The sequence below is a fragment of the Priestia sp. 179-F W1.4 NHS genome (assembly GCF_045369295.1).
Classification (GTDB): Bacteria; Bacillota; Bacilli; order Bacillales; family Bacillaceae_H; genus Priestia; species Priestia zanthoxyli.
The window spans coordinates 1,771,205-1,796,896 of record NZ_JBIQFF010000001.1 but is presented as its reverse complement, the minus strand read 5'-3'; the positions used below and the strand labels follow the sequence as shown (position 1 = coordinate 1,796,896).

Sequence of the window (25,692 nt, the reverse complement as noted above, 5' to 3'; positions counted from 1 at the left end):
CAATTTCCGCGGGCGGCCGATGAGTCTCCTCGTCGCTTAGGCTCCTGCGGGGTCTCCCCTGTTTCGCTTTTCCTGCAGGAGTCTTCGCCTTGCTCTCCCATCAACCGCTAGAAATCCTGCATACATGAATCCTACGTTCATCCTATCAATGAAAAAATTCGAAAGTTTTCGATTTCTACTAAGAGTATGGATTGATTGTTCGGCTCTTCCTTCAACGAAAATATGTTTGCCTAAACCGCCTTTCTATGTGATGATAACTAGTTATTTCCCGAAAATATTTATAAACTAACGTGCTTGCGTTTCCTTTTTCTGAAAAATTTCATAAGATAGTGAAAATAATGCTCAGAAAGGAGGCTGAAGTAGTGGATATTAAAGGCGAACACTTGCTAATGGATGCGTTCGAATGCGATGAAGTGATATTAAATGATCCCTCACTTTTAAGGCAAATTCTTATTGAAGCTGCACTAGATGCAGAGATGGAAGTTTTGCACTGTTATTTTCACCAGTTTACGCCCCAAGGCATTACAGGTATTCTCGTATTAGCTACCTCTCACTTGTCTATTCATACTTGGCCGGAGGAAAACTACGCTTCATTAGATTTTTATACGTGCGGAGACAAAGAAATAATTGAAATTGGTTATGCGTTGCTGAAGCAATTAGCTTCAAAAAAAGCTGTTGTATATTCAATTTCTCGCGGAATTCAACACGCCGAAACTCTAACAAAAAATCGTCAGCATGCTGAAAGCACTCGTCTTCTCGATCGTGGAGATGACTCAGATCACGTTAGTCTACAGCAGATCTTATCAGGCCAGCATGACATTTTGTTTCATCAAAAAAACCGTATTCAAGATATTCAGCTAATCAAAGCATCTGATATTCGAATGTATTTGGATGAACAGCTGCAATTTAGTTCATTAGATGAACATGCGTACCATGAAGCTCTTGTACACCCTATCTTTGCAGCTTCCTTAAGTCCTCGCCGCATTCTTATTCTGGGCGGTGGAGATGGTTTAGCTTTACGAGAAGTCCTTAAATATAAAGAAGTTAAAGAAATAGACCTTGTGTAAATAGATGCTGACGTTGTAAATGCTGCGATGAATGTAAAAGAATTAAAGAAGTTAAATCAACGCTCATTTGAAGATTCTCGTGTCACCGTTCATATTCAAGATGCTGTTGACTACCTCTCTTTGAATTCAGCGTGTTATGATATTATCATTATTGACTTTCCTGATCCTACTAACAAAAAAATAAGTGCTCTTTATACAAAAGAATTTTACGAACTTCTCCAACGTTCACTATCGCGCAGCGGCTTGGTCGTGTGTCAGTCAAATTCTCCTAGAGACACACCTATCGTTTTTTGGAGCATTAATAAGACGATGAAAGCTTCTCAGTTTTATACGTTGAGCTACCACACCATTATTCCCTCTTTTGGAGATTGGGGTTTTCACATCGGCTCGAAAACATCTTTGTCTGCCCCTATACTCTCTACTGATGTTTCATCTACTACGCTGCCATCAGACTTTACTAAGCTAATGCGTTTTTCTCCTCATTCTCTTTCTAAAAAACAGTTTGCCGTTGTGAACTCTGCTGAGCACTTGGTTCTGCATAAAATATTTAAAAAAGAAGGCTTATATTTGTAAAAAAGAAAGCTTGGCTTATACATTCCTTTTCTTTTGACATACTAAGATAGTCTCGTCATCACTGCGTGTTAGAAAGGATTGTTATGAGAAAAATTTCGGTTTTTGTTATCTTATTGCTAACTGTTATTTTCCCTTCCCCCGCTTTTAGCCAAGTGAAAGTACCTATACTGATTTACCACTCTATTGATTCCTACACAGGCCACGGGGAAAAAGAACTGTATGTGACACCTGAAAATTTTGAGAAACAACTTCTTTATCTTAAAAAGCAAGGGTATACGCCGCTAACATTTGAAAAATGGCAGGAACTAAAGCATGTGAAAAAACCTATATTTATTACATTTGACGATGGATATAAAAACAATCTTACTATCTTGCCTATTTTTCAAAGAACAGCCAGCCCTCAATTTCATCCAGCGGCTACAATTTTTGTAATTTCAGATTTTATCGTTCGTCCCAACCGTTTGTCGCCAGCCGATTTAAAAAAATTTGTTGATTCAGGATTTTTTTCTATTCAGTCTCATACCGCTACTCATCCGGATTTAACTAAGACGAAAAATTTATCCTATGAGCTAGCTGAATCAAAGCTGAAAATTGAAGCCATCACGAGCCAGCCCGTTATTGCTCTTGCTTATCCCTACGGAAAGGTCAATAGCCGCGTAGTGGAAGAAACAAAAAAGAATTATACATTTGGTCTTTCAACGATTCCAAATTTTTTTACTGAAAGTGGACAAAAAAATGAAAACTATCTTATTCCCCGTCTGTACGTCACGTATTCTACAACGATTGAAGATTTTGCTAAGCTATTAAAAGAAAACTAAAACCCTTTTCTTAAAAGAAAAGGGTTTTTAGAATTTTGTTATTTCCAGTCCTCGCTCTTGCTGCCATTCAGCATAAAAAACTTCGCTGTATTCCTTTATTTTCTTGATTGCAAGCTGTTTTTTTAACCACTTTTCATCTACGTTGGCTTCTTTTAAATTGCCAGGCACTACTTTTCCATCCATGATTAAAGCAATAGGTAAGTTAGTTTGAGAATAAGGAATGTTTAAATCATTTTTCGTCGGAGGGCCGAATTCATGTTTAGGAGCAACGCTCACCTCTCCATTTGTTTCTAAAATGACGTATTCTGCTTCATACAGTGAAAAATACCCTTGCTGTCTCATTAGATGCTGAAGCTGGTTCAAATCCAAATTGTTTTTCTTAAGCTCTTTATAAAGGATTTTCCCTTTGTAAATAATCATTGAAGGCTTGCCTTCAAGAATTCCCCTAAATCCTGTAAAGGTTTGAGATAGCTTTGTCACTACGTAAATTAGAAGCCCCCAAATCAAAACGCTATAAAGAATTTCAGTTAATTCTACTCCTTTTTCAAGAGCTGCATCCCCCACAATATTTCCCAGGACAAGCGTTGTAATAAAGTCAAACGGAGTAATTTGAGCAAACTGTGTCTTACCTAAAAGCTTCAGCATAATAAATAGCGCTAAAAATCCACATATCAGTTCAATCGCAATATCTTTATACATCGATACCCTTCCTCTATAGCAAGCATGTTATAGTATCAGTTTGTATCATATGTGAGAGTGATAAACCTGACTTTTCATTTTTCTTTCCTTCGTTTTCCAGCTATAGAACTTTTGATTAAGCTTTTGTCTTACTTGCATAGGTTTCTAACGTTATATATTGATTAAAAATGGATGAGGCTGCCTTTTTTCCTACATATCTAAGGTGCCATGGTTCGTATTTATAACCGGTAACTTCTTCTTCACCTTGAGGATATCGAATAACGAATCCGTATTGATACGCATGTTTTGAAAGCCAATGAGCTTCTAGTGTATCAGCAAAGCAGTCTGCCGCAGCACATATTCCCTTTCCTCCTGTGACATCGATTGCTAGTCCCGTTTCGTGTTCACTCGTTCCTGGGTAGGCGCTATAGGTGCGTGCTTGTTCTTCACCGTCTCGCTTTGCGTAAAATGCAAAAAGCTCTTTTTGCCGCTCGTGAGATCGATAACCAGATACCCCAAGTAAGCTGATCCCCTCTTTTTCAGCATCTCGGAAAAGTTCTTCAAGCGCTTGTGCCGCAGGCTTTCTAAGCATTCGTTTTTCTATTTTTTCGTTAAAGATAAACGGAACGTCGGCATAGACTAAATCGGAAGGCTGGTAAGATTCAGGAAGCTGATGCTTCTTATTAACTAAAGCCGTAACCGATTCTGGATTGGCTATTACCACTGTTTCGTCTACATTAGATTTCGTTAAAGATGAAGAAGCTGATGAGCTTTCTAGTTTTTGAGCCTGTCCATTTTTTGTGAATTCTCCGACAGGCTTTGATGAAGAATTGCTTGTGCCGCACCCTGCTATCATCAGCGCAAAAGCTAAAGAACAAATAAATAAAAAGTATTTCATGATGTCTTACTCCTTCCACATGGCTTTTGATACGCTATAAAAGCCTGTAAAGAAAGAATAAAACATAAATGTTTCTGTCTTTTATTCAGTTGTTTCAAACTTGTAAACACTCTTAAAGAAGTTTAGTATGCGTAAAAAAAAGACTGCCTAAGCAGTCTATTTCAAAAAGATAATATACGTATGAACTTGATTTTGCGTAAAGCTCGATGCAACTAGTTTATTTCCTGATTGACTCCAGGCAAGCTGATCAGCGGCATAGTCTAAATTTACGTTTAAGTGTGTAACATCTCCTGTTAATCCATCTGCTATGAATATCCCTTTATCTCCCTCTTTTTCAGAAATAAAATTATAAGCTAATTTCGAACCGTCGGGAGACCAGCTGACACCAAAAATTTGAGTGGACAGAGCAAGCTGAAAGGCCTCTGATCCTTTTAAATCTGTGATAGACAGCGTTCTCGTTTGGGCATCTTTTTGCTGAACGAGCGCTAATTGCTTTCCATTTGGAGACGGGATAATAGAAACCACATTATCTCGGATTTTTTCAGGGTCCGTCTGTTCGTTATGAAGAAAAAAAAGCTGGTTGTTTACACCAATATAATAAATGCCACCTATCCCTTTAACTGCATCTAAGATTCGATCGTCTCTGTGCAATAGAGGTTCTGCTTTTCCTTTTACATTTGCTTTAGAAAGCTTTCCTTCCATTGTAATAAACATTACTTCTGAATTATTAAGCCACTCTCCGCTTGATGGGTAGAGAAGAACATTCTTGATTTCAACTGTTTTTTTTGTTTGAACGTTCATTATATAACCAAATGTATCTTCGCCTTTTGCAACTTTATAAAAAAGATATTTGCCATTTGGAGAAAGCTTCGCCGCATGTTGAATTTCATTGCTTGGATGCAACACAAAAGTAGACTTGTTTTTAAGATTATAAGTAGCTAAATTCTGCGCATATACCTCTTTGGGACCGAAATCGTGCGACCGAAATTGTTTATTTTCTTGACTAACAATCACTGTGTTTTCATTCGAAAATTGAAACGCTCTTACTCCGTTAATATCTTGAACGTCTTTCACTTCTATTTTTCCATCTTGATCTACGTGGTCCAATACAGTAATTTTCTTGTCTGGTTTTTCAACCGTTTCTCTATGACCTTCTCCTTGGCCGCATGATGCTAAAATAAGAAAAGTGCTTGCGATATATATCATTAATCTATACCGTTTCAATAACGGTTCACTCCTTTTAGCTAACTCAGTTCTCGTTTTTTAAAGGAAACGACACTTTAAAAGTTGTCCATGTAGAGTCAGAATGATGCAGCTTGATAACACCGTTTTGTTTTTCAGTTAAATCTTTGGCTAATGCTAAGCCAAGACCTGTTCCTCCGGATAAACGCGACCGATCTTTATTTACGGTGAAAAATGGTTGGAATAATTTCTCTTCTGCTTCGGGTGGAATTCCTATTCCGGTGTTGGCTACATCTACAATGATAGAATTCTCTAAAGTATAAGATGCTACTTCCACTTTTCCTCCGGGTTCATTATATTTAATAGCATTGTCAATTAAATTAATAAAAATGTGTATTAAGCTTTCGCGATCAGCCCAAACAACCGCTTCTTTTATATTTGTATGAAGAGTCAAATCAAATTTAGCAGCTTTTCCTTTCATACGATCGCATATGTCTTCTAGAAGCCGTTTCAATTCAACTTGCTCTGGTCGCTGCTCGAAATCATATTTCTCAAGTGCTGAAAGCTTTAAGATTTTATCCACCATTTCATGGAGGCGATTCGTTTCTTTACGAATGTTTTGCACACCGTCTTCCATAAGCTGAGGATCATCTCGATACATATCAAGTAAGTCAACATAAGCTTTGATCGATGTTAAAGGCGTCTTAAATTCGTGGCTAATGTTACCGATAAACTGCTTTTGCTGCTGTTCGAGAGACTGCAGTTTCGAAATGGCGAACTCAAGCTTTCTTTTTTCGTTATTCATTTGATCGATGTTTTTTTCAATCGACGTACTCATAAAAAACAAGCCTTGACTGAGCTCTCCGAGTTCATCGCGCCGTTTGAAGGGCACATGAGTTAAATAATGGCCTTTTCGAATCTGCTGTGAAGTTTTTTGAAGCGTAGCGATGAGAGAAGCAATGCGATAAAAATAAGCATAGCCAATTAAAAAAGCTGCTGCCGCTGCAATCGTTCCCCCCATACGAAATAAGTGCCTAATGTCAGCTATAAACTGCTGATTATTTTTTAGGGAATGGTCAAAACGAAGGACTCCAATAAATTGATTCTCGATTGACACAGGTGCAAAGTAAATAAGGGAAGAACCCGAGATTTGATAGGCTATTTTTCCTTTCAAAGCATAGCTAAGCGTATCAGAAACATCCACATCTTTTTGGCCGATGGGAATAGAGCTTCCTGCTTCCTGTCCTTTTTGATTATATAGGACTGTTTGCATTCCGCTTTGTGATGCAATTGAAGATGCAAGGCGCTGTCCTTTTTGCTGAAGAAAGGAATCTGTATTCAGAGACGGGTCACCTGTTACATAACTTTGATGAATCGTTTGCTCCGCTGCTTTGCTTTTTTGAATAAGTTCACTTTCTAGCTGATCACGCTGATTGGTCTCAATTCCTTTTAATACGAGTACGCTCAGTACGGTTACTGTTAAAATAATTAAAAAAGCAAGAACGAGTCCCATCTTAGCTTTTAGGCTGATTTTCATTCATTGATCCCTGCAGTCGCTTTATATCCAACCCCGTATACCGTTTGAAGCAAATAAGGCTCTGCTTCTCCTACTTTTTTTCGAAGGCGCTGCATGTGAATATCTACCGTACGTGTACCGCCTGCATAATCCATTCCCCAGACAAGATCTAGTAAATCTTCTCGTGTGTACACTCTCTCTAAATTGGCAAGCAATAAAGCAATAAGATCAAACTCCTTTGGTGTAAGCTTAACTAACTCATTGGCAACATGTAACGTGCGCTGAATTAAGTTCACTTTCACTTTTCCCACCGTGATTTCTCCCACAGCTTCAGGAGCTTCATTTTTTTCTATTCGCCGAACAAGTGCTTTAGCTCTAGCTACAAGTTCTCTTACATCAAATGGCTTGGTCATGTAATCATCAGCGCCTAACTCTAAACCTAGAACTTTATCGACGATATCATTTTTAACCGTTAACAAGATAATCCCCATTCCTCTTCGATTCTCAAGTTTTCGGCATACTTCATACCCGGTTAATTTTGGCATCATCACATCTAATATCATCACGTCAGGTCGAAAGCTTTTTACTTTTTCAAGTGCTTCTTCACCGTCAGATGCTGTGTCTACAATATATCCTTCGCGCTTGAAAGCATAAGATACCGCTGTGGCAATACTTTTTTCATCATCTACTACTAAAATCCTTTTATTCAATGTATCACGTACTTTCATTTGATATTTCTCTTCGTCTATCTTATCAAACAGCTTTAGCAAAAACATCTCCAAGTTGTTTCGAAATTGTAAACAAAAATAAAGAGATTGAGACATAACAAAATCAATTCAATCTAAAGACGCACAAATGAGATAAAGGAGGCTTAGTATGGAGCGCTTTTGACACCGCGGTTGATTTCCGTGCAAGGCTTCGCTTTCCGCGGGCGGCCGCTGAGCCTCCTCGTCGCTTGCGCTCCTGCGGGGTCTCACCTATTCCGCTTTTCCCGCAGGAGTCTGCGCCTTGCCCTCCAATCAACCGCTAGAGTAAAGTAAATAGATGAAATCTACGTTTACCATGACTATAAAAAAATTCGAATAAAGTTGATTTTCCTTGAAAAATCTCGATTCATCGATCCAATTTTCTTTTAGCTAAAATCATGTTGTCTTAGCTTTTTATTAGCGTTATTATTCATTTGTAAAAGGAAGGGTTTTATGAGTATTCAAATATTGATAAAGAAGCTCTATACGCTGTTCGCTGCTAATAAAACCGATATACCCGTCCGGTCTAATAACATACAGTGCATCTTTTTGAAGCCCTGCTTTCTTCATATAGGGGTTCCAAGAAAACTCATGCAAAGAGAAGCCTTTTTCTCTCATGCTCTTTTTTAGCTTCTGTGCTGCTGTTCCATAGACGTGTATTTGCCAGTTTAAGGACTGTAAAGATTCAAAATTCCCTTCCACATAAGGTAACCGATCACCACTTTGCACGTTTGTCCCTTGTCCGCTGCTTAGGTTACTATTTCGATATTTAATGCGGATTTGAGATAAAATTGTAAATGCTTTGTGACGGGGATAAGGAAAGCGAAATAAAAAGGATAGTACAGGCGGAAAGATATGCTTTCTAAAAAATTGACTCGTTTTATCTCTTGCCACCATTCGCTTAAAAGCGCGATCAGTTGTATTTACAAGCAGCTCTGCAAAAGGTAACCTTTCTTCTTCGTATGTATCTAATATGGGAAGTGCCGCTTTGTGTTGAAGGACAGCTGCTAATTTCCATGAAAGGTTGATTGCATCTCCAATTCCTGTGTTCATTCCTTGGCCGCCTGCAGGACTATGAATATGGGCTGCATCTCCACTTAGAAAAATACGCCCTTGTCGGAAACGACTTGCTACTCTGTGATGGATATTGTATGTTGAGAACCAATTTATGTTTTCAATCTCAGCACCAAATGTTTGTTGAAGAAAAGTTTGAATATTTTCAGCTTTTATATCGTTTTGATCCAAAAGTGCTGAAGGAATAATGCCGATCATTCGATACGTTCCTTTACTTCTAACAGGCATACAAATCAAAAATTCTTCATTGCTAAATGAAATACTGATTTTTTGATCCTTCATCACTTCACCAGAGCCGTGAACATCCATCACATAAAAATGCTGTTTATATTTTTCTCCTTTAAACTCTATATTCATTTGTTTACGAACTGTACTGTGTGCTCCGTCACATCCACAAATATACTTAAAATAAGCGGTTTCCTCTTGCTGGGCTTTTAATAAAGTTTTTATCCCTTCTCCGTGTTCAGCTAGAGATAGTAGCTCCGTCTTCCATTCTACTTCAATCCCAAGATTTTTTAATTTTTCAAGCAGAAACCGCTCGTGGTCGTCCTGTGGAAATGTAAGAACAAAAGGAAAAGGACTTAATCCTTCTCCTAAAGATCCTAGATGAACTTTTGCTTTTATTTTATTCTTTACTCGGACGTATACATCTTCCATCTTAATCCCGCGGTCTATGACTTCATCTGCAAAACCGAACTGCTGATATAATTCAAGGGTTCGCGGTAAAATAGCCATTGCGCGGGAGGCTTGCCCAGGCCCTTCGTTTCTATCAATAATTCGAAAAGAAATGTTATGTCTTGCTAAATTATAGGCCATCACAAGGCCAGTAGGTCCGGCACCAACGATTAGGATTTGTGGCTTCATCATTATCTCTCCTTCTCATTCAGTTGCAGTATCTTTTATATTGAGCGAGACTTCTCTTTTTTTACAGAAGATGCAGGTAAAGCAGAAGCAAACAGAGCACACAAACTTATTAAAGAGATAAGAGCTAGAGCGGATACAGAATGATTCCATGTCAGATGTTCTCCAAAGAAAAATAGTTCTCTTACGCCATCTACCATAAACCTCATTGGCAGCCATGGATAAATCCACTCTCGATAAAAATCAGGCATAATTTCTGGGGCCATTGGAAGCAGCGGTGCGCCAAAAAATAGAATAATAACGAAAATCGGAAGTCCCTTTAGTCCTAACCATGAAAGTGCGGCTGATATCAAGGTGAAAAAACTGAAGTAAGCAATAGCTAAGAATAGTGCTGTATCCAAAAATGAAGGAACGCTTATTCCAACTACTTCAGCTAGCCACGCTAGCCCGAAACCGGCAGCTAAAGCAAGTGTAGCACCAATGATTACGAACCCTACTTGGTTAACAATTTTCTCTTTGCGAGAAGAAAACGTGATTTTGTGGATGCTGAGGAAGACAACTGCTGCCCCTGCTATGCTTGCCATCCACAGCGGCTGAAATAATGAAACGGGGGCATTTCCGTTGACACTATGAGTCCCTGTTTTATTGACGTTTATCACTGTCTTTTGAATCGGTGCAGCGAGTGCTAATGCTTGGTTTGCACTTAGTTGCGTTCCGCTTTGTTCAAATCTTTTCACTAGCTGCAAGCGCATATTTTCATTCATCTGATCAACTGCTCCGTTTAGCACCTGACTGGCTAGTGTTGAAGCAGCTGTATTCATTCCTTGATTCACTAACAATCTAATAGCAGGTGCCTTAGGCTGAGCCGTCTGAAGAGTCGCCTGTTTTTTGGTGAAATCTTTTGGAATGATAAGCGCTCCGTAGTATTTTTGATTATTTAACCCTGTTTCAACTTCTTTAGTAGTTGATACAAAAATCCATTTAACCGAAGCCTGTTCAGCGCTTGAACTCTTCATATTTTGTTTTATATGATCTCCTATATTTACCTTACCCTTTGCTGGAACTGTCATTCCTTCGTCGGCATTTACAAATGCGATTGGCAAATTCTTAGGTGCTTGGCTTACTGAAGGAATTAACGTTAGGGTAAAAATGAAAATAACTGCTACCACTATAATTGGTGAAAGATATATAAGCTTTTGATTACTTAATTTCATATAGATATCCCCTTCTTTAAGCATATACACGTTGACGGAGAGATAATGTACATGCTGTTGATTAGTGATCACTATGTAAATTATAATAAATTTACCTGCATTCTCAATATGCAATAATCATGGGAATGTCGCTTACTTAACACAAAACACATAACTGTTCATTATTAAAGAAAAAAGTAGGTGTTTAAAAACTGTGGGGAATTCAAAAACAGATCGTAGAATTATTCGAACGAAGAAGTTTATCCGAGATGCTTTAACAGAATTAATGGAAGAGAAAGGATTTGAAGGCGTAACGGTCAGAGATCTGACGAAAAAAGCCGATATTAATCGAGGAACTTTTTATTTACACTACCAAGACAAATACGATTTGCTTGAAAAAAGTGAAAATGAAGTCATTCAAGAGATAAAAGAATTTATCAAAAAAGCAAATCCAAATGAGATTGTATCTGCTAATTTGAAAGAACAGCCTTTGCCGTTTATTATTGCGCTTTTTGAATATATTCAAAAGAATGCGCGTTTTATGCAGGTTATGCTTGGTCCAAAAGGCAACCCTGGCTTTCATCTTAAAATTAAAGAAGTTATGAAAACCAATATGCTGGAAAAATTAGAGCTCATGGATAATAAAACGCCTCCGCTTGTTCCACTTGAACATTTAATGTCTTATGTAACGTCAGCGCATCTTGGCGTCATTCAGCACTGGCTAGAACAAGATATGAAGCAGTCACCTAGAGAAATGGCTCTGACACTCGCTAGCATGACTTTTTTGGGTCCTGCTTATGTTGCAGGCATTAAGCGAACATAAAAGAACCTGCTATTCTCTCGGAGAATAGCAGGTTCTTTTTATTAACCTTCTAGTAATAAAGATTCTGGATCTTCTAATAGTTCTTTAACAGTAGCTAGGAAGCTTACGGCTTCTTTGCCGTCAACGATACGGTGATCGTAAGAAAGTGCAATGTACATCATCGGACGATTTTCGATACGCTCTTCATCAATTGCTACCGGACGAAGCTGAACTTTGTGCATTCCTAAAATACCAACTTGAGGCCCGTTTAAAATTGGTGTAGACATTAATGAACCGAATACACCGCCGTTTGTAATTGTGAACGTTCCACCTTGTAAATCTTTTAATGCTAATTTGTTGTCGCGCGCTTTTTTCGCTAAATCAACGATAGATCCTTCGATACCAGCGAATGTTTTACGGTCAGCATCACGTACAACTGGAACAACAAGACCGTCTGGAGCTGACACAGCAATACCAATATCGTAGAATTTTTTAATTAATAACTCGTTGCCTTGAATTTCAGCATTTAATAATGGGTATTTTTTAAGTGCTGCTACTACTGCTTTTGTGAAGAATGACATAAAGCCAAGTCTTACGTCGTGCTGTTCAAAGAATTTGTCTTTGCGTCGTTTGCGAAGAGCCATAACAGCCGTCATGTCTACTTCGTTAAACGTTGTCAACATAGCCGCTGTTTGCTGAACTTCAACGAGACGTTTGGCAATTGTTTGACGACGACGTGACATACGTTCGCGTTCAACAGGTTTGTCGCTATTTTCACTTGCCGCTGGAGACGGAGATACCGGGTTAGCTGGCTTACTTGCTTGTGCCTGCTGTTTTTGCTCATTTGATTTTTGATCTGCATATGAATCAATATCATGTTTACGCACACGGCCAAGAGGATCAGTAGTTGGTACTTGATCTAGCTTGATTCCGCGTTCTCTTGCTGCTTTGCGAGCTGCAGGAGAAGCAATCAGCCATTGTTTTTGACTTCCTTGTTGAGGCGCTTCAGCTGCTGGCGCTACTTCTTCAACTGTTTTTTGCTGAGCTGGAGCAGCTTCTTGTTTTGGTGCTTCCTCTGCTGGTTTTTCTTCAGCTTTTGGTGCTGCTGGTGCTGAAGCTCCTTCTTTCGCTTCAAGACGTGCAATTGTTTCACCAACTTGCACTGTGTCGCCTTCGCCAGCAAGAAGTTCTGTTAGCACACCAGAGTCTTCAGCTGTAATTTCAACGTTAACTTTATCTGTTTCAAGTTCAACGATATAATCGCCTTTTTCAACGAAATCTCCTACTTGTTTTAGCCACTGCGCAACTGTTCCTTCAGAAATTGATTCTGCTAATTCCGGTACTTTAATCTCTCCCATGGTTCATTCCCCTTCCTTATCGTGTAACAACGTCGTTAGCAATTTCATTTTTAGTTAATGCATCTTGTAAAATACGTTCTTGTTCTTGTCTGTGAACTGTTGGATCTCCTTCAGCTGGACTTGAGCGTCTTGTGCGGCCGATGTAGTCAACAGTAGCTCCTTCTGGTGCTACTTCACGCAGTCGATCTTCTACATAGTTCCATGCACCCATATTTTCCGGCTCTTCTTGTAACCAGACAATCTCTTTTAAATTTTTATAGCGAGCAAAGATTTCAGCAATTACGCGTCTTGGGAACGGATAAATTTGTTCTAGACGAAGAACGTGTAGCCAATCTTTATCATCTTCTGCTTTGTTTAAGCGTTCCGTTAACTCACTGCTGATTTTTCCGCTGCACAGAACGATTCGTTCAACTGCATCTTCTTTTTTGCCTAATCCAGGCTGTTCTACTACTAAGCGGAAAGAGCCTTTTGTAAACTCTTCAAGGTTTGACACACTAAAAGCATTACGAAGCAAACTTTTTGGTGTCATAACTACTAGCGGTCTTACTTCTTCGCGCTGTAAAATGGCAGCTTGTCGTCGAAGTAAGTGGAAATATTGCGCAGCGCTTGTTACGTTTGCGATTGTCCAGTTGTTTTCTCCAGCTAGCTGTAAATAACGTTCTAGACGAGCGCTTGAGTGTTCTGGCCCTTGACCTTCATGGCCATGTGGCAGCAATAAGACCATTCCAGATTTTTGTCCCCACTTAGCACGACCTGCTGCAATAAACTGGTCAATAATAACTTGACCTGCATTGGCAAAATCACCGAATTGTGCTTCCCAAAGAACAAGCGTTTCAGGAGCAAATACATTATAGCCGTATTCAAATCCAAGCACTGAACCTTCAGATAATGGACTGTTACGAATATCAAAGGAAGCGCTTACGTTCTTCATTGCGTGTAGTGGTGAGTAAACATCCCCTGTCTTATGATCATGAAGAACAAGATGTCTATGTGCAAACGTACCACGTTCAGAATCTTGGCCTGTAATACGAATTGGCGTGCCGTCTCTTAAAATCGTAGCAAATGCAAATGCCTCACCCAATGACCAATCCACGCTTTCATTTTCTTCAAACGCTTTGGCACGTTTAGATAAGATGCGATCAAGTTTTGGAAATACGTTAAATCCTTCAGGATATTTCACTAGCTCTTGATTCACTTCAAACAGCTCTTCTTTTGTAACAGATGTATCAATATCTGAAATTCCTTTGAAGACTGCTTGTGGCATTTCCATAATTCTATGTTGTTTTTCAGCTTTTGGCGGTACTTTCTCATAAGCTGCTTTTAACTTCGCTTGTAACTCTTCATTAATTTGATCTGCTTGACCGCTTTGAATAACGTTTTGTTCTTCGAGCTGCTTTGCATACATAGCACGAACAGTTGGACGTTTTGTCACAATTTCATACATCTTCGGCTGCGTTACAGACGGTTCATCCATTTCATTGTGGCCAAATCGACGGTATCCAATTAAATCAATCAAGAAATCTTTGTTAAAGCGTCTGCGATACTCATAAGCAAAATAAGCAGCAGCTAAACAGGCTTCCGGATCATCCGCATTTACGTGAACAATTGGAATTTCAAACCCTTTTGCTAAGTCACTTGCATATTTTGTTGAACGAGAATCGACGCTTTCTGTTGTAAATCCAATCATGTTGTTAGCAATAATGTGGATTGTTCCACCTGTTTGATAACCAGTCAATTGATTTAAGTTCAGCGTTTCTTGTACAATACCTTCACCAGGGAACGCAGCATCTCCGTGAATTAAAATCGCGAACGATTTTTTTACATCTTGTTTCGGGTATCCATTCACATCACGCTCATCTTGAGCCGCTCTTGTAAACCCTTCCACAACCGGATTAACAAACTCCAAGTGACTAGGGTTACTAGCCAATGTCAAACGAGCTCGAACTGTGTTCTCTGCTTTAATTTGTTTGTCGGCACCCAGGTGATATTTTACGTCTCCCGTCCAGCCGTAGTTGATACCGATTGAACCTTCTGAAGGAACTAATTCCTTGTTAGGCGCATGCTGGAATTCCGCAAAAATCATTTCATACGGCTTGCCTAATACGTGTGCTAATACATTTAAACGTCCACGGTGAGCCATACCGATATTAACCGTTTTTGGGCTTGTTTCCACTGAGCGTGCAATCAGTTCATCTACAAGTGGAATTAACATATCTACGCCTTCAATAGAAAAGCGTTTTTGTCCGACAAATGTACGGTGTAAAAATTGTTCAAAGCCTTCTACTTCTGTTAAACGCTTTAATACAGAAGTTCTTTTCTCATTTGAAAGAGGTTGGAAAATAGCACCTGACTCGACCATGTCAGTCAGCCACTTATTCTCTTCCATGTTATGTACGTGATGGAATTCAAACGCAATGGTTTTTGTGTAGACATCTGTTAAATAGTTAATTGCGTCTAAACCATTCTTGACGTGTGATGGCGCATTCGTACATAAAATATCAACCGGAATTGATTTTAAATCTTCTTGCGTTAAATTGTAATCTTCCAAGTGAAGCAAGACAGGATCTTTCTTCTCGCTTTCAAGAGGCTTAATTGACGCGTATAGATGACCATAAGCACGGATGTTTTCCGCTAGCTTAATAGCCGATGCAATTTTAGATGTGTTAGCTGAAGGTGCAGCCTGTGCGTATTCAGCTTGCTGAACCTGCTCACTTTCGTTTAATGGAGGAGCACCCCAATAATCAAATAATTCTTTTAAGTCTGGATCTACTAGATCTGACTGCTCTTCATATAACTCATACTGTTCTAATACATAGCCATAGTTCGGACCCAAAAATCCTTGCCAAGGCTCCCCTCTATTCGACGTTTCGTTACCCATGATAAAACCCCCAACGAGTTATAATAATTGTCGTACTCAACAATCTTTCCATTTTGAATGTCGATTACCTTATCGTCTGACATCTTTACAACGAGTGATAAATCTCACTGCGTGTGTATCTGATATCTGCTTATATTTTACCACTCTTTTACTCGTCAATCAAAATGAAATCGCTATATTTCTTTAATTTTTTTTACTTTTTTAATAGTCTTACTACTTTTTGAAAGCGTTTTATAAGCAAAGCTGATTAAAGGTCGAATCAGGTGTTAATTAATTGTTATTGACCTAGCTTTTGGCAAAATTAAATTGCTTGAAATATATTTTATGACTATTTAAAAAAAGAAGCAGTGTTTTGCTTCTTTTTTTAAAACTCATCTACGATTTTTTCAACGTCTTTAAAATAACCATCATCTACTTCTGTAAGCTTGCTACTTTTCGCCGCTTCGAGTAAATGAGTGAACCAAGTTAGTTCTACTTTCAAATGCATAATCGTGCGCATAATGATCGACAGATTTGCAATGGAATGATCCACCTTTTTAACTTGGTACAAATTTTGCATTTTTTCTAAATAAGCTGCCGTTTCCTCAATCTTTTTTTCTAAAGCAGAAGCCACTTTTTTTTGATCCACGTAAGAAGTAAATGAAAGAGCAGCATAAACAGGTCTATGCATATGCTCCTTTTTTAACAGCTGTTCAAAATAAAGACGCTCAAATTCTTCTCTTCCAGCATCCGTGATAGAATAAACGGTCTTTTCAGGTCTGTTCGTCTCTCGAATCACATCGACTACTTTCACCAACTGATCTTTTTCGAGCGTATCAAAAGCGTAATATAAAGAACCGCTTGCAAGTTTAATATAGTGCTTCATTTGTCTTTCATTAATGGTTTGCTGAATTTCATAAGGGTGCTTATTTCCTTCCATTAATAAGCCCAGTATGACTAATTTAACACTCATAACACCTTTCACCTCTTGATATGCATCTTATTTAGTAAAAAAAGCACGAATAAATTCGTGCCTTTTCTATTTTTGAGCTGCCGGTTCCTTAGCTTCTACCCGCTTTTTAGGGGGAACTTCCACTCGTTCATTTCCCATTAAAAAGACAGTAATAATAGCTACTGCAATTGGAATAAGAGCAAGCATAAATGCATACGTGATCGATGTAGACATAGCATCAACAATCTTATCTAATATTTGAGGCGGAATGCTGTTTCGGGCACTTGATTGAAAAACTGCACTCGGATCTTCTATTTGAGAAAATGCTCCTTGTGATCCATTTCCCATACCTTGAAAATTGCGCTGCAGCTCATTTGTAAATGTATTGCTTTGAATCGTTCCAAAAATCGTAACTCCCAGCGTCATTCCTAAAGAACGAGCAAATGAGTTTGTTGAGTTGGCAGAACCTCTAAACTGTGGATCTAGCTTATGAGTTGACGACGTTGGTAAAAGAGAAAAGCTAAACCCTACGCCAAATCCAGTCAAAATCATAAATACCGTGAGCATCCAACGAGGTGTATCAGGTTCCATTGTTCCTAACAAGAACATTCCTACTGCAAATGAAAAAACGGACATAATCATCAAGTTTCGGAAGCTTGTTTTTGTGAGAAAAATTCCGCCGATCGCACTTCCTGCTACTGAGCCTAACATCATCGGAGTTAAAATTAAACCTGCATTTGTAGCAGAACCTCCGTAGACAGCTTGAACGAAAATAGGAATAAATACCGTTAAAATAATAAACGTTGCTCCGTATAAGAAAGCGAGAATTTGTGATGTTGCAAATAAACGGCGCTTGAACATCCAAAATGAAATGATCGGCTCTTGCGCACGCTTTTCCACAAAAAAGAAGAGTGACAGCGCCACAGCAAAGATAGCAAAAAGAGATAAAATTTGCGGAGAAGACCACTCATACTCTTTTCCTCCAAGTTCAAGAGCAAACATTAAACTTACTACTGAAATGACAAGAGTGGCTGCACCAGCCCAGTCAATTTTTTGCTTTTTATGACTTTTTGACTCTTTATAAAAGCGCATAATAAAAAATAACGATAAAAGTCCAATTGGCACGTTCACGTAAAACACCCAGTGCCAGCTGATGTATTCCGTAATGTAAGCACCGAGAAGTGGACCAAATACGCTTGCTGAGCCAAAAACGGCACCTAATAATCCCGTCATTTTCCCGCGTTTTTCAGGAGGGAAAATATCAAATACGATGGTAAAAGCAATCGGAAGAAGCGCTCCTCCTCCAATTCCTTGAATCGCTCGGTAAATACTTAGCTGCACAATGCTTTGTGCTAAACCACACAATGCGGATCCAAGTAAGAATACGGTTAATCCAAAAATAAAAAACCGTTTACGGCCGTACATATCAGATAGTTTACCAAATATCGGCATACCTGCCATCACGGCAACCATATAAGCGGACGTAACCCAAACAAACTTATCTAATCCGCCTAGATCAGAAATGATTTTCCCCATAGCCGTCGCTACGATGGTATTATCCATGGCTGACATAAAAATACCGAGCAGCAATCCTGCTACGATAAAACGAATATGTTTTTCTGATGAAACCATTTCAGTTCCTCCTTTCGCGTCATCTTTTTGATGAACAGAAATGATAGCTACTTAAATTATTATATTCAAATTTGAGTATTTTACAATCTTAAATGTGCTATTTTTAGAAATAAACATAACAAAAGCGTAATGGATTCATTACGCTTTTACTGTGAGCTGAGGTTCCAATTCGATCTCTACATTTCCTTGAATGGCTCTTGAAATCATACAGGACGTTTCTGCTTTTTTTATAAGTCGATTGATTTTCTCTTCTTGGGCCGCAAATTCAGGTGTGACGATCACGTGAGGTTTATGAATGATTTTTTCGTACGTAAACACACCATTCGTTACGTCCACGATAGCTTCTGATTCCATCGTTAAAGCCTCCTGATGGATTCCACTTCTTTCTAGCATCGCTGCAAGCGTGATAATGTAGCAGGTGGCTGCTGCTCCTAGCAGCATTTCATCTGGATTTGTCCCAGCTCCTGGCCCGTCCATTTCTGGTGGAATAGAAATGTTTGTTTTTAATTGCCCTGCTTCAATTGTTCCCACTTCATTTCGGCCTCCTGGCCAATTTGCTTGCAAATGAAAGTGATGTTTTGCCATAGTGTATCCTTCTTTCTTCTATATAATGATGTATACTTAGCGTACCTTTTTTGCTCATAAAATAAAAATGTTCTGCTTGTAATAGCAAAAAGACTGCTAAACGTGCAGTCTTTGTTGTTCTCTAACTTAAAGGTACTTTCTTTTCGCTTTCAACGACAGTTTTGATTAATGAAGGCAGCCAGTCCTGCAGGTTCGTAAATGAATATCCCCAAAAGCTAGCTTTTTCATTGCTCATCGTCCAAGAATGATCTACTCCGTACGGAGAACTATTTTCATCCGTTAAACGAGAGGTTGTTCTTGCTGTTTTATCCGCTGCTTGTTCAATATATGAAAATAAATTTTTGAGTGAAATGGTACCATTTGAACAAGCGTTAATCGGCCCTTTTAGCTTCTGTTCGGCACACCAAACTAAAAATTCACCTGCTTCTTCCTGTGAAATGAAGTTCATTTCTGCTTCAATAGCCGGTACACCAATTTCTTCTCCATGCATAATTTTTTCTATGTGAAAACGCAAGCGGTCCGTATAATCATCTTTTCCCATAACAATTGGAAAACGGACAGCTGTTACCGAAAACGGTGCTTTTTGAAAGAATACTGCCTCGGCTTGGCGTTTTCCTTCTTGATAGGAAATATTTTCACGGCGTGTATATGAAATAGGATACTTGTATGGATCAAAATCTTCTTCATAACACGTTTTTTCTAAAGAACCGTATACTGAAAGAGTCGAGGTAAGTACATAGTGACTCGTACTATGACGAAAAGCTTCAACAGCAACAGCTGCGCCGTGTGAAGAATAGCATATTTGATCGAAGATAACATCCCATTTTCTTCCTCTTGTTGTCTCGATTACAGAATCTTTTTCTACACGATCAAGAAAAATTCGCTCAACTCGGTCGCCGAAATCATCCGGTGTTTTGCCTCGCGTTGCTAACGTAACCTGTACTCCTTTAGAAAGCAATGTCTGAACTAAATTTTTTCCGAAAAAACGCGTTCCACCTAACACAAGTGCTGTTTTCATCTTTTTCTCCACCTTTCATATTTGATATGGGTGACCATACCATTATTATCCAACTTTTTCATCCATAAAGCTATGAATCTTTCCGCTTATTTTTTTGTACTTCCACCTATTTTTTCGCCACTGCCGTGTTAAGATGTACATATCTAACCAAAAGGAGCGACAGCGATGAATCCTTCTCCACTTCCCCTTAACGAACGTCTTGTTGTTCTTGATATTATTCGGGGCATTGCTTTGCTGGGCATTTTTTTAGTGAATATACCTGCTTTTACTTCTCCGATATTTATTTTTCAGCTGTACAATGTTTCTTATAAGTATGAAGGAATAGATGCTTATATTGATTTATTCTTGCAGCTGTTTGTGCAAGGGAAGTTTTTTACCATTTTTTCTTTTTTGTTTGGACTTGGATGCGGAATTTTTTTGCATAGAGCTCAAGAAAAGCAGTACTTTGCCGCTGCTTTATGGTCAAGAAGAATGGCTGCTTTGCTATTAATCGGGCTTTTTCATCTTGTCTTTTTCTGGTATGGAGACATTTTGCATGTGTATGCTATTGGCGGTTTTTTATTATTCTTTTTTTACAATCGAAAAGCTAAGACGATTTTGCTGTGGGCAATAGGCTTGCTATGCTTTTTTTATCTTTTGGCTTGCATGCAGTTTTTTATTCCAGCCCACGTCTTGCAGGAGGCTCAGTGGGAGTATAAAGCTTTACATGAACATGTCTTAACCCAATATTTATCCACCTACAGGCAAGCAGACTATTTATCTTGGCTGTTTTATCGTTTGAATGTTGAAGTGGTGCCTATGCTATTAAATCTACCGTTTTCTATCTTTCCCGTATTTTCTATGTTGTTGTTTGGCTTATATACTGCTAAAAAAGGATTGGTACATAATATCGAACAAAATCGTTCTTTTTTCAAGAAAATTCAGTCAATAACAGGCGCAGCAGGTTTCACTTTAACTATTATTCTGGCTATGCTAAAAACAGAGATTTTAAGATACGAACTCTATCAGCAGGCGGCCATTCACCTTTTTACAAGCTTGAGCGGCATTTTTCTATGTTTTTTTTATCTTACCACCTTACTGTTATTCCTGCAATTTTCTCCTTACGCTTCAATGCTGGGTCTTTTTAAGTATAGTGGAACAATGGCATTAACAACTTACCTTAGCCAAACTTTAATTTGCCTGTGGATGGTTCGAATCTTTGGTTTATACGGAACTCTTACCTTAACGGAAAGCACGGTTATTTGTCTTATCATCTATGCACTCCAGCTTTTTCTTAATAAGTGGTGGCTTTATTATTTCTATTACGGTCCGTGTGAATGGTTATGGCGGAGCTTTACATACCGATCTATTCCGCCTCTCAGGCGGAATAGAAAAGCTTCAGCTTAACAGCAAATCGGCCTTCAAGGTTGAAAGCCGATTTGTCTCCTTTACTGCAAAGGCGGTATAGTTATTCGTTTAATTCCATTTGTCTCAAACTCTCGTATATAATCCATTTCTCGATGGAAAATTTGCATAAAAACTTCATTTTTTATTTCTTTAGTGGGTCCTATTTGCTCTATCACATCTCGTTTAGCCATGCGATAGGCTAGCGCTTCCCAAAACACTTCGTTATCGTATTCTCCAATAATATCTTGAAGAGAATCTTCATGTTCTTCTGTAAACATAACCTCACTGTTTAGCGTGTGAAAAGGTCCTTTTTCAAGGAAAGGCTCTGCGTGTGAAAACATTTGTTTTTCTACATCCGTATATTCCTGTGCATGCTCATCTTCCACTCCAGAACATGCTGTGACCATCCAGTTACCTAAATAAATTAAATCAAGCAGTTGAAAAAAGTGCGTTTCAGATAGTTGAAGTTCAATATCGTTTTTTACAGGAGCTTTTGACATAAGCGCGGATCTCTCCTTTAATTTTGAGGGTAGTTGCTACTAAATAAAATAGCTAAAAGGGTTAATATGCAGGCTAGCAGGAAAACTGAAGAAATGGCTTCACCTCTTTTCTGTAGTATAAAAATAGAGGTACTGACATCCAAAGAAGTGAATACGAAGGGTGTAAACTTATCATAATCGAAATAAAGACAAGATACAAGACTTTTTTACTAAATCTTCTGACTATTTTCGTCATAAATACCTATTTTTGTTTTGTTTATACTAGAAAGGTCCGAAATTTGTGTGCTGAGCTGTTCAAAATAAAAAAGCGCTGAACCAGGCGCTTTAACGGTGTAAAAAAATAGATAAACCAATAAAAAAAGCAGCTAAAATAAAATCAAAAATCCATTGCCACTTCTCACGTTTTAACAATACGTGCTCTACCCCTGATAACAGCGAACTTATACTAACCAAAACAAAAATAAAGCTTAATTGGTTAAACGAAAATTTAGTGACAAAATTTGATACAAGTATGACTGCTACGGTGATGAACAGTGCCATTTGACTTATAAGTACCCATTTAATTCTCTGTTTATATCCGTCTTTTAAAGCTTGTAATAAATCGTTGCTGATCACTCTCACTAAACCCCTTTTGTATTCCTATCGTCAAAAGTAAGAACGCAGCAAAAAACGCTTATCTGCATCTTAACTACTTAGCAAAACTAGCTATTAAATCGAAACATAAATATCAACTTGACTGCACTCAGGATCAATACAGCGTTCATCATATAATTCAAAGTCTATTTTATAGGCACGATGATTTTTTTTAGCCCACTCGCGAATATAAGCCCAAGCCTCTACGACTACCTGTCTAGCTGGCCCAACAGCTGTTGTAAACACCATATATTCACCTTCTGGGATGATGAACTCTCTCATATCATCTTTGAGTTCGCCGCCAGGTAAAACTTCATATCCTAGAGCAAATGTAAAATCCATTTTTTGATTATATTCAAATTCTGTATAAAGAGCAAATGTATTACCATTTACTTTATTGGCGATTTTATTAGCTAACTGTTGTTTATAAAAAGTCTGCCAGTGCTCAGGAATAAGACCTGTGCCCGTTTCTTCCACAGGTTCATCTGTTCGAATAGGCACTCCTACAACAGTAAATTCATTTACCTTGACTACTTTTTGACTTACGACTAAGTCAGTCAACATATTGAGCCCCCTTAATTCTTCTTTTTCTGTAGTTACAATGAGGGAAATACTTCTTAATATGCATTTTATTTGTATTCAAAGAAAACGTCAACCTTTTATGCAAATCCCTTAACGAAGGGGCTGAAGATCATTCTTCTAAACTATAAAAAAACGATTCTATTTTCTTTGTACACATCATACGTATAAGATACCCCTAATTTACAATAGAGTGAGGTAAAAAAATGAAGATCATTGAACTTGCCGAATTCATTAAAACAAGTAAAAAAACAACTAAACTTGCTCTCTCCTCTTCTACAGTACAGTATACATTAGAAACAGATGATTTGAAAATTGAATTAAAAACAGGCGGCACGAATAAGCGAATCGTGTTTTTTCGTATCTTCTTAAAAGGAACGTACAAGGATTGGATTTGTTATCACCGGAACGAACATCATATTTACGAATTGTATCAAAATATTCCTTTATCTCCTAAAATGCAAAAGCAGCTTTTGTATGCTATTGCATCATAAAAGAGCTGGCTTAGTTAACCAGCTCTTTTATCGGTATATCTTTTGTTTTATATATACTAAGCACAATGCCAATGAACACCGCATTTGCAATTGTGGGACCCATACCATAACTTATAAATGGCAACCATACACCCATAATTGGGAGGAGATTAAACGACATACCTAAATTATAAAGCAACTGAAATGCATACACGCTTACGCTTCCGGAAACAAGCATTTTTCCAAACGGATCGCGAATCTGTTTAATTAACAGTATCATTTTTACTAATAAAGCACTCAACACTAGCATAATAAAAATTGAAATTCCCCAGCCGTAGGCATAGGTCAAACCTGCATATACAAATTCTGTGTCGATTCCACCTATTCGGTATCCCTCTGATGGATTAGCTTGAGGAAGCCACTCAGCTTGATGGAACAGGCGAGAAAGATGTACAGGGACGTAGCCTGCCCCTGCTGGATCTTTCCCTAGATGCAGCACAATTGATAGACGACTTAAGTAATAAGAGCTTCCTGAAAGGAGCAGCATAACGGCTATAATTATAAACAGTGTGAGCAGAAACAACAAAGTGATCTTTTTAGCATGTTTACGAGCACTAAATATAAACATAGAAGCGATCATGATGATGTACATCATCACATTAGGAATACTAGTTAAACGCCCGTATAAGACTATGGTTAAAATAAATAGTACTGCTATAATGGGAACGTTACATGACCTACGTTGTAAAATATATCCCCAACCTATTAAATAAAATATTAAAATGAAATTTAAATCTAGGCTAAAAAAAGATAGGTTTACTACGGTTGTACCTTGAACGTTTGGTTGACTCCTTTCTGGCAATATATGCAGATTAAATAATACAAGGAGGAGTGTAGGAGCTATAAATGCTACCCACCCCCACTCTCTCCACTTGCGGTAGTTTTGAAAAGCACATACTGCTGTCAGGGCTAGTCCAATTAATGCAGTAATAAGTTTGGTTTCCATTGATATAGATGAACCTAGCTTAATTGTCAACATTCCTAAGCCTAACGCTACAACAAATAATGAAACTAAGATCCAATCAATCTTTGTGCGGTATAGCTTTTGAAAGCGTCTGCTTAGTTCCGCTGAACTGCCCATTTGTTCAACAGCTTTTTTTTCAGCTTCCTCTTGAGAAACACCGCGCTGAATAGATTCTCGTTCTAAGTTTTTAATATGGGTATCAAGCTCTTGATACACTGCTTCTTTTGCTTCTTTATGTTTTATTTCTTGAGTAATTGACTGTAAAAATTCTTCTTTTTTCATTGTCCTCCTCCTAATAACCCTTGAAGGACAAAAGCTGATCGTTGACTTCCATTTTCTAAGCTTTTCATTACCTTTTTACCTTTACTATTCAGCTGATAGTATTTCTTCTGATCTTCTTTCCAGCGGCTTGTTACGTATGATTTTTGCTCAAGCTGATGCAGCAGAATGTACACAAACCCTTCTTGTTCATCAAACTCTTGAATTCCTCTACTCCGTAGTTTTTGAACAAGTTCTATTCCATTTTTTTCAACTGACAGAAGCTGTAGCGCTGGCAGTAAAATGTTTTCTTGTTTTATTTTTCGCTTAATAGCTTGCTTGTGCTTGTCAGTAAACTGCAGGTTTTGGAATACAGATTGCTTCATTGAGCCTTTTAGATGACGTAATCTTTCATCCATATTAGCCCTCCTCTATCATTTGTTTTAACAATTCTTTTCCACGCCGTAATCGTGTTTTAGTCGTATTAGAATTAATAGATAAAAGCTCAGCTATTTCTTTAATTGTGTATTCTTCGAAATAATGCAGATAAATGAGTTCTCTATACTTTAATGGAAGACTCATTACAGTTTGAACCAATTCTTCAGACTCCTCTTTTTTTACCATTTCTTCTTCGATCATTTCTTTGCTTGATTCAAAAATCGTATGTATATGTTCTGTAAATTGCATTTTTCGCACGTACCAACTTTTTAAATAATCTTTGCAGTGATTAATAGCAATGCGCCATAACCAAGTTTTCAAACTAGATTGCTTAGAATACGTAGAAAGAGAATTATAAAACTTCACAAAAATTTCTTGTGTCAAATCCTCACTAACAGTAGAATTTCGCACGTAAGAATATACAAGCTGCAAGATGGATTGACCATATTCATTCATAGCCTCTTCTAAAAGAATTTCATACTCTTCTTGCTCTACTAATGCAAATAGCAAATCGTTCACTTCACTCACCTCTTTTTCAATACATTAGACGAAGCTCAAGCCAATTAGGTTTTAAATGACTCATTTTTTATC

At 38.1% G+C, this 25,692-nt stretch carries 24 protein-coding genes and 1 pseudogene; 5 read left to right on the top strand and 20 right to left on the bottom strand.

Translation table 11 applies throughout. The features are described from left to right. Positions 1-338 precede the first annotated feature (338 nt). Both ACH0CI_RS09750 and ACH0CI_RS09745 read left to right on the top strand, forming a co-directional pair. Positions 339-1,640 (top strand): annotated as a pseudogene (locus tag ACH0CI_RS09750) (polyamine aminopropyltransferase). Between the two features lie 83 nt (positions 1,641-1,723). After that, entirely contained in the window at positions 1,724-2,458 is a 735-nt protein-coding gene (locus tag ACH0CI_RS09745; RefSeq protein WP_406901324.1) for a polysaccharide deacetylase family protein, read from the top strand. Between the two features lie 27 nt (positions 2,459-2,485). Here the strand turns inward: ACH0CI_RS09745 and ACH0CI_RS09740 are convergent, their stop codons facing one another. From ACH0CI_RS09740 to ACH0CI_RS09705, 8 genes are all read right to left on the bottom strand, one after another. Beyond that, positions 2,486-3,157 (bottom strand): DUF421 domain-containing protein, encoded by a 672-nt coding sequence (locus ACH0CI_RS09740; RefSeq protein WP_257042608.1) that lies wholly within the window; start codon positions 3,155-3,157, stop codon positions 2,486-2,488. 115 nt (positions 3,158-3,272) lie between these two features. Continuing rightward, the gene (locus tag ACH0CI_RS09735; protein ID WP_098625807.1) at positions 3,273-4,034 is read right to left on the bottom strand and encodes a M15 family metallopeptidase; all 762 of its coding nucleotides are present in this window, start codon (positions 4,032-4,034) and stop codon (positions 3,273-3,275) included. A 156-nt stretch (positions 4,035-4,190) separates the two neighbouring features. Beyond that, a complete protein-coding gene (locus ACH0CI_RS09730) occupies positions 4,191-5,258 on the bottom strand; it encodes a TolB family protein (protein ID WP_406901322.1) in 1,068 nt (355 codons plus the stop codon). A gap of 25 nt (positions 5,259-5,283) precedes the next feature. Next, positions 5,284-6,753: a sensor histidine kinase gene (locus ACH0CI_RS09725; protein WP_335707261.1), complete on the bottom strand. Its 1,470-nt coding sequence runs from the start codon at positions 6,751-6,753 to the stop codon at positions 5,284-5,286. Beyond that, positions 6,750-7,442, bottom strand: coding sequence for a response regulator transcription factor (locus tag ACH0CI_RS09720; protein WP_028412871.1), 693 nt, complete (start codon positions 7,440-7,442; stop codon positions 6,750-6,752). Before ACH0CI_RS09720 ends, ACH0CI_RS09725 begins: the two co-directional genes overlap by 4 nt. A 121-nt stretch (positions 7,443-7,563) precedes the next feature. Beyond that, entirely contained in the window at positions 7,564-7,755 is a 192-nt protein-coding gene (locus ACH0CI_RS09715; protein WP_335707260.1) for a hypothetical protein, read from the bottom strand. A gap of 149 nt (positions 7,756-7,904) precedes the next feature. Continuing rightward, positions 7,905-9,416, bottom strand: coding sequence for an FAD-dependent monooxygenase (locus tag ACH0CI_RS09710; protein WP_406901321.1), 1,512 nt, complete (start codon positions 9,414-9,416; stop codon positions 7,905-7,907). Positions 9,417-9,451: 35 nt separating this feature from the next. Further along, positions 9,452-10,627: a YhgE/Pip domain-containing protein gene (locus tag ACH0CI_RS09705; protein WP_406901320.1), complete on the bottom strand. Its 1,176-nt coding sequence runs from the start codon at positions 10,625-10,627 to the stop codon at positions 9,452-9,454. A 193-nt stretch (positions 10,628-10,820) separates the two neighbouring features. Here ACH0CI_RS09705 and ACH0CI_RS09700 point away from each other — a divergent pair, with 193 nt between their 5' ends. Then, a complete protein-coding gene (locus ACH0CI_RS09700) occupies positions 10,821-11,429 on the top strand; it encodes a TetR/AcrR family transcriptional regulator (protein WP_176343862.1) in 609 nt (202 codons plus the stop codon). Between the two features lie 41 nt (positions 11,430-11,470). On the opposite strand, the gene odhB is transcribed toward ACH0CI_RS09700, so the two are convergent. The 6 genes from odhB to ACH0CI_RS09670 all read right to left on the bottom strand — a co-directional run bounded on the left by odhB (position 11,471) and on the right by ACH0CI_RS09670 (position 19,810). Next, a complete protein-coding gene (gene odhB, locus ACH0CI_RS09695) occupies positions 11,471-12,766 on the bottom strand; it encodes a 2-oxoglutarate dehydrogenase complex dihydrolipoyllysine-residue succinyltransferase (RefSeq protein WP_406901319.1) in 1,296 nt (431 codons plus the stop codon). 16 nt (positions 12,767-12,782) lie between these two features. Continuing rightward, complete coding sequence (sucA, locus tag ACH0CI_RS09690) at positions 12,783-15,644, bottom strand: 2-oxoglutarate dehydrogenase E1 component (protein ID WP_033579402.1); 2,862 nt, start codon at positions 15,642-15,644, stop codon at positions 12,783-12,785. A gap of 364 nt (positions 15,645-16,008) precedes the next feature. Then, positions 16,009-16,596 carry a PadR family transcriptional regulator gene (locus ACH0CI_RS09685; protein WP_028412866.1) on the bottom strand — a complete coding sequence of 196 codons (588 nt, stop codon included), beginning with the start codon at positions 16,594-16,596 and terminating at the stop codon, positions 16,009-16,011. A gap of 66 nt (positions 16,597-16,662) precedes the next feature. Beyond that, positions 16,663-18,207, bottom strand: a complete 1,545-nt coding sequence (locus ACH0CI_RS09680; protein ID WP_406901318.1) for an MDR family MFS transporter — start codon at positions 18,205-18,207, stop codon at positions 16,663-16,665. Positions 18,208-18,345: 138 nt separating this feature from the next. Continuing rightward, the gene (locus ACH0CI_RS09675; RefSeq protein ID WP_060746886.1) at positions 18,346-18,792 is read right to left on the bottom strand and encodes an OsmC family protein; all 447 of its coding nucleotides are present in this window, start codon (positions 18,790-18,792) and stop codon (positions 18,346-18,348) included. A 121-nt stretch (positions 18,793-18,913) separates the two neighbouring features. Next, the gene (locus tag ACH0CI_RS09670) at positions 18,914-19,810 is read right to left on the bottom strand and encodes an NAD-dependent epimerase/dehydratase family protein (protein ID WP_028412863.1); all 897 of its coding nucleotides are present in this window, start codon (positions 19,808-19,810) and stop codon (positions 18,914-18,916) included. A gap of 165 nt (positions 19,811-19,975) precedes the next feature. Here ACH0CI_RS09670 and ACH0CI_RS09665 point away from each other — a divergent pair, with 165 nt between their 5' ends. After that, positions 19,976-21,196, top strand: coding sequence for a DUF418 domain-containing protein (locus ACH0CI_RS09665; protein WP_406901317.1), 1,221 nt, complete (start codon positions 19,976-19,978; stop codon positions 21,194-21,196). A gap of 41 nt (positions 21,197-21,237) precedes the next feature. On the opposite strand, the gene ACH0CI_RS09660 is transcribed toward ACH0CI_RS09665, so the two are convergent. The 3 genes from ACH0CI_RS09660 to ACH0CI_RS09650 form a co-directional block, all read right to left on the bottom strand. Then, positions 21,238-21,696, bottom strand: a complete 459-nt coding sequence (locus tag ACH0CI_RS09660) for a hypothetical protein (protein ID WP_033579407.1) — start codon at positions 21,694-21,696, stop codon at positions 21,238-21,240. Between the two features lie 324 nt (positions 21,697-22,020). After that, positions 22,021-22,311: a hypothetical protein gene (locus ACH0CI_RS09655; protein WP_013057601.1), complete on the bottom strand. Its 291-nt coding sequence runs from the start codon at positions 22,309-22,311 to the stop codon at positions 22,021-22,023. 93 nt (positions 22,312-22,404) lie between these two features. Continuing rightward, positions 22,405-22,893, bottom strand: a complete 489-nt coding sequence (locus ACH0CI_RS09650) for a GyrI-like domain-containing protein (RefSeq protein ID WP_033579408.1) — start codon at positions 22,891-22,893, stop codon at positions 22,405-22,407. Between the two features lie 221 nt (positions 22,894-23,114). Here ACH0CI_RS09650 and ACH0CI_RS09645 point away from each other — a divergent pair, with 221 nt between their 5' ends. Further along, the gene (locus ACH0CI_RS09645; RefSeq protein ID WP_028412858.1) at positions 23,115-23,402 is read left to right on the top strand and encodes a hypothetical protein; all 288 of its coding nucleotides are present in this window, start codon (positions 23,115-23,117) and stop codon (positions 23,400-23,402) included. A gap of 10 nt (positions 23,403-23,412) precedes the next feature. On the opposite strand, the gene ACH0CI_RS09640 is transcribed toward ACH0CI_RS09645, so the two are convergent. Genes ACH0CI_RS09640 through ACH0CI_RS09630 form a run of 3 tightly spaced genes read right to left on the bottom strand, consistent with a single transcriptional unit; the run spans position 23,413 to position 25,620 of the window. After that, positions 23,413-24,687, bottom strand: coding sequence for an FtsW/RodA/SpoVE family cell cycle protein (locus ACH0CI_RS09640; RefSeq protein ID WP_335707254.1), 1,275 nt, complete (start codon positions 24,685-24,687; stop codon positions 23,413-23,415). Further along, positions 24,684-25,082 (bottom strand): PadR family transcriptional regulator, encoded by a 399-nt coding sequence (locus ACH0CI_RS09635; protein ID WP_033579410.1) that lies wholly within the window; start codon positions 25,080-25,082, stop codon positions 24,684-24,686. The genes ACH0CI_RS09640 and ACH0CI_RS09635 overlap by 4 nt, the downstream gene beginning before the upstream one ends. Before the next feature lies 1 nt (position 25,083). Continuing rightward, positions 25,084-25,620: a sigma-70 family RNA polymerase sigma factor gene (locus ACH0CI_RS09630; protein WP_335707253.1), complete on the bottom strand. Its 537-nt coding sequence runs from the start codon at positions 25,618-25,620 to the stop codon at positions 25,084-25,086. Positions 25,621-25,692 lie beyond the last annotated feature (72 nt).

Excerpts from the sequence above, each read along its gene's own strand:
- ACH0CI_RS09650 (WP_033579408.1), bottom strand. The coding sequence starts at position 22,893 with ATGTTGACTGACTTAGTCGTAAGTCAAAAAGTAGTCAAGGTAAATGAA.
- ACH0CI_RS09685 (WP_028412866.1), bottom strand. The coding sequence starts at position 16,596 with ATGAGTGTTAAATTAGTCATACTGGGCTTATTAATGGAAGGAAATAAG.
- ACH0CI_RS09640 (WP_335707254.1), bottom strand. The coding sequence starts at position 24,687 with ATGAAAAAAGAAGAATTTTTACAGTCAATTACTCAAGAAATAAAACAT.
- ACH0CI_RS09745 (WP_406901324.1), top strand. The coding sequence starts at position 1,724 with ATGAGAAAAATTTCGGTTTTTGTTATCTTATTGCTAACTGTTATTTTC.
- ACH0CI_RS09665 (WP_406901317.1), top strand. The coding sequence starts at position 19,976 with ATGAATCCTTCTCCACTTCCCCTTAACGAACGTCTTGTTGTTCTTGAT.
- ACH0CI_RS09680 (WP_406901318.1), bottom strand. The coding sequence starts at position 18,207 with ATGGTTTCATCAGAAAAACATATTCGTTTTATCGTAGCAGGATTGCTG.
- sucA (WP_033579402.1), bottom strand. The coding sequence starts at position 15,644 with ATGGGTAACGAAACGTCGAATAGAGGGGAGCCTTGGCAAGGATTTTTG.
- ACH0CI_RS09635 (WP_033579410.1), bottom strand. The coding sequence starts at position 25,082 with ATGGATGAAAGATTACGTCATCTAAAAGGCTCAATGAAGCAATCTGTA.
- ACH0CI_RS09675 (WP_060746886.1), bottom strand. The coding sequence starts at position 18,792 with ATGGCAAAACATCACTTTCATTTGCAAGCAAATTGGCCAGGAGGCCGA.
- odhB (WP_406901319.1), bottom strand. The coding sequence starts at position 12,766 with ATGGGAGAGATTAAAGTACCGGAATTAGCAGAATCAATTTCTGAAGGA.
- ACH0CI_RS09645 (WP_028412858.1), top strand. The coding sequence starts at position 23,115 with ATGAAGATCATTGAACTTGCCGAATTCATTAAAACAAGTAAAAAAACA.
- ACH0CI_RS09660 (WP_033579407.1), bottom strand. The coding sequence starts at position 21,696 with ATGTCAAAAGCTCCTGTAAAAAACGATATTGAACTTCAACTATCTGAA.
- ACH0CI_RS09725 (WP_335707261.1), bottom strand. The coding sequence starts at position 6,753 with ATGAAAATCAGCCTAAAAGCTAAGATGGGACTCGTTCTTGCTTTTTTA.
- ACH0CI_RS09670 (WP_028412863.1), bottom strand. The coding sequence starts at position 19,810 with ATGAAAACAGCACTTGTGTTAGGTGGAACGCGTTTTTTCGGAAAAAAT.
- ACH0CI_RS09735 (WP_098625807.1), bottom strand. The coding sequence starts at position 4,034 with ATGAAATACTTTTTATTTATTTGTTCTTTAGCTTTTGCGCTGATGATA.
- ACH0CI_RS09705 (WP_406901320.1), bottom strand. The coding sequence starts at position 10,627 with ATGAAATTAAGTAATCAAAAGCTTATATATCTTTCACCAATTATAGTG.
- ACH0CI_RS09710 (WP_406901321.1), bottom strand. The coding sequence starts at position 9,416 with ATGAAGCCACAAATCCTAATCGTTGGTGCCGGACCTACTGGCCTTGTG.
- ACH0CI_RS09740 (WP_257042608.1), bottom strand. The coding sequence starts at position 3,157 with ATGTATAAAGATATTGCGATTGAACTGATATGTGGATTTTTAGCGCTA.